This window comes from Acinetobacter sp. NigerLNRRAM0016, assembly GCF_054112845.1.
In genome coordinates this window covers 1-9,746 of sequence record NZ_JBSYVT010000065.1, presented here as the reverse complement: position 1 = coordinate 9,746, position 9,746 = coordinate 1, and the positions used below count along the sequence as shown (strand labels likewise).

At 40.8% G+C, this 9,746-nt stretch carries 9 protein-coding genes, 1 pseudogene and 1 other annotated feature; of the genes and pseudogenes, 5 read left to right on the top strand and 5 right to left on the bottom strand.

What is annotated here, in order from left to right:
• Positions 1-21 precede the first annotated feature (21 nt).
• The 3 genes from ACWQ4X_RS19060 to aac(3)-IId form a co-directional block, all read right to left on the bottom strand.
• On the bottom strand, positions 22-726 hold the full coding sequence (locus ACWQ4X_RS19060; protein ID WP_001067858.1) for an IS6-like element IS26 family transposase: 705 nt from the start codon (positions 724-726) through the stop codon (positions 22-24).
• A 647-nt stretch (positions 727-1,373) separates the two neighbouring features.
• A complete protein-coding gene (locus ACWQ4X_RS19055) occupies positions 1,374-1,916 on the bottom strand; it encodes an AAA family ATPase (RefSeq protein WP_000587837.1) in 543 nt (180 codons plus the stop codon).
• 12 nt (positions 1,917-1,928) lie between these two features.
• Positions 1,929-2,789, bottom strand: a complete 861-nt coding sequence (gene aac(3)-IId, locus ACWQ4X_RS19050) for an aminoglycoside N-acetyltransferase AAC(3)-IId (RefSeq protein WP_000557454.1) — start codon at positions 2,787-2,789, stop codon at positions 1,929-1,931.
• A 360-nt stretch (positions 2,790-3,149) separates the two neighbouring features.
• Between aac(3)-IId and ACWQ4X_RS19045 the strand changes: the two genes are divergently transcribed.
• Entirely contained in the window at positions 3,150-3,854 is a 705-nt protein-coding gene (locus ACWQ4X_RS19045) for an IS6-like element IS1008 family transposase (protein WP_001067790.1), read from the top strand.
• Positions 3,855-3,905: 51 nt separating this feature from the next.
• On the opposite strand, the pseudogene ACWQ4X_RS19040 reads toward ACWQ4X_RS19045, so the two are convergent.
• Positions 3,906-4,393, bottom strand: a pseudogene (locus tag ACWQ4X_RS19040) (transposase); the annotation flags it as partial.
• Positions 4,002-4,118: a sequence feature (AL1L pseudoknot), on the bottom strand. (Overlaps the previous pseudogene by 117 nt.)
• Positions 4,394-4,525: 132 nt before the next feature.
• Between ACWQ4X_RS19040 and ACWQ4X_RS19035 the strand changes: the two are divergent.
• The 4 genes from ACWQ4X_RS19035 to ACWQ4X_RS19020 are packed head-to-tail and all read left to right on the top strand — an operon-like array spanning position 4,526 to position 9,320.
• Entirely contained in the window at positions 4,526-5,539 is a 1,014-nt protein-coding gene (locus tag ACWQ4X_RS19035; RefSeq protein ID WP_005006358.1) for a nucleotidyltransferase domain-containing protein, read from the top strand.
• Positions 5,540-5,548: 9 nt separating this feature from the next.
• Positions 5,549-7,207 (top strand): ThiF family adenylyltransferase, encoded by a 1,659-nt coding sequence (locus tag ACWQ4X_RS19030; RefSeq protein WP_005006360.1) that lies wholly within the window; start codon positions 5,549-5,551, stop codon positions 7,205-7,207.
• Entirely contained in the window at positions 7,192-7,692 is a 501-nt protein-coding gene (locus ACWQ4X_RS19025; RefSeq protein ID WP_005006362.1) for a Mov34/MPN/PAD-1 family protein, read from the top strand. Before ACWQ4X_RS19030 ends, ACWQ4X_RS19025 begins: the two co-directional genes overlap by 16 nt.
• 2 nt (positions 7,693-7,694) lie before the next feature.
• Positions 7,695-9,320, top strand: a complete 1,626-nt coding sequence (locus tag ACWQ4X_RS19020; RefSeq protein ID WP_005006366.1) for an SAVED domain-containing protein — start codon at positions 7,695-7,697, stop codon at positions 9,318-9,320.
• A gap of 146 nt (positions 9,321-9,466) precedes the next feature.
• On the opposite strand, the gene ACWQ4X_RS19015 is transcribed toward ACWQ4X_RS19020, so the two are convergent.
• Positions 9,467-9,746 (bottom strand): hypothetical protein (locus ACWQ4X_RS19015; protein WP_457904607.1); only part of this gene is annotated, 280 nt, incomplete at its 5' end.

The following is a 9,746-nucleotide window of genomic DNA, read 5'->3' as shown; positions in this document are numbered from 1 at the left end:
CTTTTGTCTTATTCAAAGGCCTTACATTTCAAAAACTCTGCTTACCAGGCGCATTTCGCCCAGGGGATCACCATAATAAAATGCTGAGGCCTGGCCTTTGCGTAGTGCACGCATCACCTCAATACCTTTGATGGTGGCGTAAGCCGTCTTCATGGATTTAAATCCCAGCGTGGCGTTGATTATCCGTTTCAGTTTGCCATGATCGCATTCAATCACGTTGTTCCGGTACTTAATCTGTCGGTGTTCAACGTCAGACGGGCACCGGCCTTCGCGTTTGAGCAGAGCAAGCGCGCGACCATAGGCGGGCGCTTTATCCGTGTTGATGAATCGTGGGATCTGCCACTTCTTCACGTTGTTGAGGATTTTACCCAGAAACCGGTATGCAGCTTTGCTGTTACGACGGGAGGAGAGATAAAAATCGACAGTGCGGCCCCGGCTGTCGACGGCCCGGTACAGATACGCCCAGCGGCCATTGACCTTCACGTAGGTTTCATCCATGTGCCACGGGCAAAGATCGGAAGGGTTACGCCAGTACCAGCGCAGCCGTTTTTCCATTTCAGGCGCATAACGCTGAACCCAGCGGTAAATCGTGGAGTGATCGACATTCACTCCGCGTTCAGCCAGCATCTCCTGCAGCTCACGGTAACTGATGCCGTATTTGCAGTACCAGCGTACGGCCCACAGAATGATGTCACGCTGAAAATGCCGGCCTTTGAATGGGTTCATGTGCAGCTCCATCAGCAAAAGGGGATGATAAGTTTATCACCACCGACTATTTGCAACAGTGCCAGCTAACAAGGCCTGGCAAGCCAGCGGACTTAAAAAGTCTTTTTTTCTACCATCCCACAAAAAAGTTCGTGGTGGAGAAAAGATAAGCTATGCAAGGCTTTAGGAGACGTGGTTTTTCAGGATGACGAAGAACGATTCGGCGCTAGGTGCAACATAGGTGCATCGCACGAGCGCTAGGAACGGCGAAAAAAGGCGGACGTGGCGAAATCGGTAGACGCAGCAGACTTTAAAATTGGAGTGCCCGCGGGGAAATCCGCGGAGTAGAACCGCTCAAAGTCGGGGAACGCTAACGGGCAATACCCTAAGCCAATCCCGAGCCAAGCCCCTTCGGGGGAAGGTGTAGAGACTGGACGGGCGGCGCCTAAAGCCTTCGGGCAATGGCGAAGGGACAGTCCAGACCACGAACGTCATCAGACGGCGGCGAAAGTCGAGGTGGTACGAAAATCTGCTTCTCTGTGAGAGTACGGGTTCGAGTCCCGTCGTCCGCACCACAAAGCCAAACATCCCTGCGATGATCGACCTCTGGGCGTTTGGTCGTGAGCCCGCCACCCTCGCGCTACGCTTTGCGCAGGCGTCGAAGGCGATCAGGTGCGCCCATCGATTCCGTCGAGCACCATCGCTGCGAGTTCATCGCTGGTGTGTGCACCACTATCGAGAACACGGGTTGTGCATGGAAGCCGTTCCCTTGCGGCCAAGCATCGGGCGACATTCGCTAATCGCCACTCTCGAATCTCCGCATTTCGATTCGGGTCAGGATGCATGGTCTGGTTCGCGATCCGGTGACGCAATAGGTCCTCGTTGAGCGTCAGAAAGATGTGCAGCAGCTGATCGTCGATCCGCCTTACCCCGTCGAGTATCTCAGTCAGATAGTCCGGGTGCACGAGCGTCATTGGGATGATGATGTCCTGCGAGTAATTCCTTCGAATCTCCCTGACCGCCGCGATCGTAAGTCCCCTCCACAAGGGGAGATCCTGATAGTCTCCGCTCGCTGGCATGGGGACCGTTTCTTTCACCACGAACCCGATTTCCTCGGGGTCAAAGATCAGCGATTTGGAACGCCGATCGCGCAGCCGCTTAGCGAGCGTCGTCTTTCCGGCGCCGAAAGGTCCGTTGATCCAGATTATCATTGTCGACGGCCTCTAACCTGAAGGCTCGCAAGAGCGCTCGACGGCCTCGTGCGGAGGCACGATCGGAGTGGTTCCGAAATGCTTCTCAAGATAGGTGACGCCGAACGTCACGATGTCCTGCGCGTCGAACAGGTAGCACTGAGCAAAGCCCACGACACCTTCTCGATGGCGACCGAGCTTCACGTAAGCATTTGCTATAGTTTCAACCGCATCCGGCTTTCCTTCGATAGCAAAGCAATCGAGAATGCCGTTTGAATCGTAATCCGATGCCGTTTTCCAGGCGACTTCACCGTCTCTTCCAAGCATCGGCATCTCATACGTCACCCACCGTTTGTTGGGGATATCGGCAACCGCCTCGGCGTAGTGCAATGCGGTAACGGAGTTTAGCGGCGCACCCAACAGCAGGGCCTTCCCGCCAAGGCGAACGAACCGCTCGACGGGCGATCCTTCCCCCAAGGCGTGACCGAGTTCGTGAGGCTCCGTCAGCGTTTCAGCCAGCGGACCAACCGCGACCATCGATGCATCGGGGTGCGCGCTGCGCCGCGCGCCGGGGGCTTGAACCAGAAATTGATTCAGCAGGCCGAACCCACGGTAAGTCCCGGCTGTTGCGGGATCGAACGGCAGCCAGGTACGGCGGGCTTCGTCATCCAGCCGAGCGCCATTCAGAGTCTCCTCGTAGGGTGATCGGTCCCACGACGCGTATCCCATCACAGTGCCAGTCGGCCCAACCGCGGAGCGTAACGCGGCAACGACCGTCTCCGCTCCTCCTTCGACCGGACCAATCGCTTTAAGTGAGGCATGCACCATCAAGAGGTCACCGGTTTGGACTCCGAGTTTTTGAAGCGCCTCCGTTATTGCCTTCCGCGTATGCATCGCGATATCTCCTCTAAACTGCAAAACACTATACCTATCGAGATATCACTCTACTATACCTATCGAGATCACTCTACTATACCTATCGAGATATCACTCTACCTCTCGCTGCTTGACCGAGGTGGGGGACCGTCGCCGTTGGTGGCTTTTTGGCCAAGCGTTTATCCGCGTCGTCTCGCCGCCCGCTCCGCCTCCGCGCGAATAGCAAGCAGCGAAGGACCAAGAAGCTCACGCGCATGAGCGACCGTTTCGGCGGATGCCGTGTTTAGCGAGCCGCTGTCAAAAGGAGGCTTGGGAGGCACTGTTGCAAATAGGCTGACATGATAAGCTAAATATCTTATTTATTTCGAGATACAGCAGATGAATCCCTTCCATGGTCGGCACTTTCAAGGTGAAATCATTCTTTGGGCTGTTCGTTGGTATTGTAAATATGGCATCAGCTATCGTGAACTTCAAGAAATGCTCGCTGAACGGGGTGTGAATGTTGACCACACCACAATTTATCGTTGGGTTCAGCGTTATGCTCCAGAAATGGAAAAACGCTTACGCTGGTATTGGCGTAATCCTACAGATTTACATTCATGGCATATGGATGAGACTTATATCAAAGTGAAGGGGCGATGGACTTACCTGTATCGTGCAGTTGATCAACGTGGTCATACGATTGACTTTTACCTTTCCGCTAGACGGAACAGTAAATCAGCCTATTGTTTTTTAGGAAAAATCTTCAATACGGTGAAAAAATGGCAAATTCCACGGGTCATCAATACAGATAAAGCAGCGACCTATGGCCATGCTTTATCACGGTTAAAGCGAGAAGGAAAATGTCCAGTAGATATTGAGCACAGGCAGATTAAGTATAAAAATAATGTCATTGAATGTGATCATGGTAAGTTAAAGCGGATCATCAGGGCCACATTAGGATTCAAATCTATGAAGACGGCTTATGCCACAATTAAAGGTATTGAAGTCATGCGTGCACTACGTAAAGGACAAGCATCGTCATTTTATTATGGTCAGCCTCAAGGTGAAGTGTGTCTAATCAACAGGGTTTTCGGTCTCTAAGCACTTTTAAAAAGGAACTTCATCGACTCAAATCTCTATTTGCAACAGTGCCCGTTTGATTAGCTCTGCATGATGTAAATCATGCAGAGCACGTTTCGCTCGATGTTCTGGGTTATCAACGAGATCTAAAGCCCGATAATAGGTCGAAGCTGCAATCGGTAAAATTCTACAAATCGCTTCAACACCATATCGATCTTTATTGTTCTGGATAAAATCCACCATTATTTGTGTGGGCGGTCGAGCTCCGCCTGGGCGAAAAAAGCGGCTGCTTTACGTAGAATTTCGTTAGCACGTTGCAGTTCTTTATTTTCACGTTCGAGTTGTTTAATACGTTCTTGATCTGAAAGTTGCTGTACTTTAATTGGGTTTTGTTTATCTAAATATTTTTGATACCAAACACGTAGAGTTTCAGGAGTACAACCTATCTTGGGAGCAATAGCGGTGATTGCAGCCCAAGTAGAAGGATAATCTTTTTCAGATTCAATCAATAATTGAACCGCTCTATCTCTGATTTCAGGGGTGTATTTTACTTTTTTCATCGGGACATTCTCTCAAGAAAAGTGGTCTCCGACAAACCCGGTACGGTTCAATTCTATTTTTTTTAATGTCTTAACTTGTATTTAATATAGGAGATCCCCATAACAACAAAAGCACTACAGGAATACAACAATATGGCGAATCCACAAAAACACTATGCTAAGTTCCACACAAATATTCGATTAGGTCGTTATGACGAAGAAAGTACATTACGTGAAAAACGTGACCTTTTGATTAGCACCTTAAAAGATGAACTCAAAAAGGATCCAAATGGTCCTCAATTTGTTGAATACTTTAATCAAGGTAGTTATGCCTTGGGCACAGGGATTAAGCCTAAGAATGGAGATTATGATATTGATGTAGGAGTTTTATTAGATTGTGACAAAGAGGAATATGGCTCAGTAGAAATTAAAAAAATTGTTAGAGATGCTTTAACTCATTCAAATAGAACTGTAACGATCAAACGACCTTGCGTAACTGTCACTTATCTCAAAAATGGTAGTCCCGATTATCATGTAGATCTGCCCATCTACGCTGAAGACGACAAAGGCAATATGTATCTAGCTCGAGGTAAGGAATTCTCCTCTGAAGACCTTAAGACTTGGGATATTTCAAATCCTACTGAACTTACCGATACAATTTTGGGAAAATTTGAAGATGATTCAGATTTACGTCATCAGTTTAGACGATGTACTCGCTACTTGAAACAATGGCGAAATGAGAAAGGTCTAGATTTTTTTAAGAGTATTGCTATCACTACAGCTGTATATGAGCATATAACAGCTGAAGATTATGAGAATGATAATAAGGTATTACTTTCTATAGTAAATAATGTATTAGATCAATTCACTACCTTTAGCATTGATCCAGAAAATAACGAGTATTACTTCAGACTCGTAATTAATTTACCTGCACATCAAGGTGTAGACTTACTCGAAAAATTGACCCGAAAACAAATGGAGCACTTAAAATCAAAACTTGAAGATTTAAAATCATCTTTAGAAGCTGTAAATGAGGAAACTGATACAGTAGAAGCTTGCAAAATTTTAAATAAAACTTTTGGAAGACAATTCCCTATCCCTGAAATACAAGAAGTGTCCGAACCAGTAGTACAAACTTATTACACTCAAGAAGGAAAATCTGCTTAGGAAAACTCAATGTTTTTTGATAACCCAAAGTTAGACAATATTGAAAAGCTATTAAGTGAACATGGAGCTCAAAATATCCATGTCACTTCTATTACTAAGGATTGGGTTAATCTAAAATTTGATTTTCTCATTAATACACAACAGGTTTGCCTTGGTCTAATTTTTCAAAATAGAGCTAATTGGACGATACCTCCCATTTTTAGAATATTGACACGACCAATGTCTGCCTTAGATCATGTGAGTCAAAGTGGGGAAATTTGTACTACGGATCATCAAGGTGAAAACTTTGAAGGCTATAGACATAAAGAACTTATTACTGAATTCTTTGAAAGGGCTATAGATATACTCAAGCAATCTTTTATTAATTTTCAATTAAACAACCGAGTAAGCTTGTATAACGAACTAGAAGGATATTTAGGCAGCACTCAAAATATAAATGAGGATGTAATATTACATTGCGACCCTACTTCTACATTTAATTTATATGGTTGGTTAAGAAAATCATCAAAAGGGAATCATCAAATATTAGAGCATATTGATGATGGCGATAGTTCTTACATAAACCACAACCAGCTCACAAAAGTAAAAATTCATAAGATATTATTAGAAGATGCTTCTGTTTTCCCCATACCAGATATAGGAGATTATTTTAATGAGGACTATTTTCTAAAAATTGTTAATACCCTCTCTAATGAGAACAAACGATCTTTGTTAAAACAAGGCAATCATTATGCCCTAGTGGGAATTCCAAATGAACATGGATTTGCTTATGTGATTTTTTATTATGCCATTTGGTATTCTTTCAAAGAAAAAGTATCCTTCAAAGGCTTTAAAGTCTCTTTAACACAAAGAGCGTGGATAGATTATTTATTAAATAGAACGGGGCAAGAGAAAAAAACAAGACATATAGCGATTATCGGATGTGGGGCTTTAGGCTCAAAGATTGCAGAGATATTAGCTCAAACAGGCGTAAATAAATTTTCTTTCATAGATCCAGAGCTTTTAAAAACAGATAATATTTATCGTCATTCTTTAGGTTTGCAGTATGTTAATACCTATAAATCTACTTCTTTAGCTAATAAGTTTTTAATAGAAAGGCCCGGATTAACTATTTTTCCATTCGTAAGCCATGGTGAAAGCTGGATAAAATCAAAAATTACTGAAGATATTGATACTATCATCATAGCAATTGGCCATACTCCTACTGAGATTTCTCTCGTAAAAACTATTTATGAAATAAGTGCAAACATTCAAGTAATAATAGGCTGGTTAGAACCTTATGATTTAGGTGGACATTTTATTTCTTTCAATAATAAACATGTAGGATGTTTAAACTGCTTATATTTTGATGAAAAATCAAATAAAAGTCTTACCCCTATGTATAAATATGTACAATCTGGACAGCTAATTGCTAAAAATATTACAGGGTGTGCTGGTGCATTTACCCCCTTCTCTTCTTTAAATTGCATGAAGCTAGCAAGCTATATTTCTGAATATGTCCTGAATCAACAATTAGGATTTGTTTCTATTTCTGGCGACAATCAGAATGCAAATAAAAATGGAATAATTACTACCCCTTTTTATAATTCAGTAAATAATTCAAATGGAATTAATATATTGAATTTAAAAGAAATTTATAAAGAAGTATGCCCATGTTGCAATACATAACTCAAGGGAGGATTAAATGTGACACACCTACAGGCCAAGTCTTTATTATTCAAGCAAATGTTTTAAAGAGTTTAAAGCAATTTATACAATTAGAATCAGATTCTCCAGAATCGGGTGGCATTCTAATTGGAAGAACAGACATAGAAACTAAAGCTAAAATCATTGAAAGCTTTACCTCTCCTATGGAAGGAGACTGTCAAACACGTATGTCTTTCTTTAGGTCAAAGTCCCACCAATATGCTTTAATACAAGCTTGGAACGAATCTAAAAAATTCTATAATTTTCAAGGCCTATGGCATACACATCCTGAAGATGTACCAACACCCTCTCCAACCGATTTAAGGGATATAGATACTGTTCTAAATGGCATTACCAATCTTAATGACCCAGTTTTATATTTAATAATCGGAAGAGTAAAAACTGGAATCTGGATTGGTAGAAAAAATTTTAAAATCAAACTGTTAGGTTATATTGAGTTAAATTGAAAATGCAACTAGACCCATCCCTAAGTTTACAGACTTCTTTATCAGCAATAGATGATTTATCAAATGCAAATAAATATATAGAAGAAATTTTAAAGCATATTTGTATAGATTCATTAGGTGTATTAGTTGATGAAGAACGTAAAAATATAATTTTTGTCTTATTGAAAAATAAAAGCCCTGAAAGTTTTTTCCGTATAATTCTCAATTATGATGATACTTTAACTTTTGTCCGAAGATTGCTTGCCAAAAAAATTTCCATTTATGCACGCTTTCTTCAAGGTCACATAATTGATGCCCACACTCTACATGATTTTGAAAAGTTAAAAGAAACATGGAATTTAACCTCCTCTCAAGAGAGCGAAGTTAAAGATGTAGATTTTGTTCCTAGAAAGATTCCTAAACAAAAACCAAACCCTGTAAACCAATTAGAATATTTCATAAAAAGAATTTTTGATTTTGAGCATCTTACAGGTAGGGGTAACGATTTATCTGAAAAAGATAAAAACCAGATTTATCTCTCAAGTCATGGCCGATGTATGTTTAAAGGATGTGGTGCAAAATTAAACATAGATGAAATAACTGGATTTGAAGGTACATATGGCGTTTTAGCTCATAATGTTGCAGCATCAGAAAATTCTACTCGCGGTATCCCCTTCTTCTCATATCAACTATCAGATGATCCAACGAATATTTTATTATTATGTGAAAAACATCATAGGTTAATTGATAAAGTTGCTGGCGCAGAATATACAGCTTCAAGACTCTCGCAAATGAGAAGTAATTTCACAGCACAATGCGAAGATTTATTAGATTCTTTAAGCTTTACTCCTATGCCAGTGTATTTATTTTTCTGGCCCGTGAATCGCAATATTCCTCAGTCTCCTTCACGACGTGATATTGCAAGCTGCCTTCTCCCATTAAAATCTATTTTGCATAAAGATAAGACACTAATTCATGAACCATTACCAGCTCATTTAAGAGCTTCAGCTGATGAGTTCTATAAAAAGTATTTTTTAGAAGAATTTGAAGTTCAAACAGAACAATTACTTAGGGAAACTAAATTTGATGATAAGAGAGTAGCTATTTTTGGCTTCGGCCCTATGCCATGCCTAATAGCATTAGGAAGTAAATTAGGAAATAAAGGGAAATTTATACCTATGCTTATGTATAGGGATGGAAGTTGTTGGATGTGGCCTGATCTTATATGTACAACCAAAGCGTATGAAATTAATAATTTCAGTGAAATAGAAGATTGTACTGAAATTACTATTAGATTGAATCTCACTGCTGATCCAGAAACCTCTAAAAATAAGGCTGTTGAATTAGGACATCCGGTAATTAATATTACTGCTAAACCAGAATATATGGGGAATGGAGCAATAAGAAATCCTGAACGAGGACTAAGTTTCATGCAAGATATTCATGCGTTATTTCATAGTCTAACAGATAAAGGAATTACCAAAATTCATGTCTTACCATGTGCATCCAATGCTGCTTGTATATGGTTTGGACAAGCATTTGATCTGCATCATCCTGAAATGGTTATTTATGATTACTTAAATAATTCAATGGTTCCAAGACTTCAAATTCGAAATAATGGAAGCAAGAATGAAATCGCTGTAATTTAAACAGTATATTTGATAGTACTTTCATACCATTAGATTTAAATATGACATTAGTAAATGGAGTTTAGCTCTAATGGGGCTTTGTTGCATAAATATCTAAGACTATGATTTTGTTTAATTTATTTTTGGATTAAAATTTAAACAAATCCTTAAAAATCAGTATCTTGAAGAATGTTTATACAACAAAGCCGTTTTAAACTAAAAAATGTTTGTAATACTATTTTATTTAAATCACTCTGCGATCTAGGTATTAAATTTAAGACTTTCCATGGTTTTAAATAATCTTGCAGATTTTTTTGTGGTTCGAGAATATTTAAATCTTTATTAATATCAAAATTTGAGGGAATTCCATTTGTATTTTTTGCTAATAATTCCTTAACTAAATTTGTTGGAATAGCTCCATTTAAATGAACGTGTAAATCACCCTTA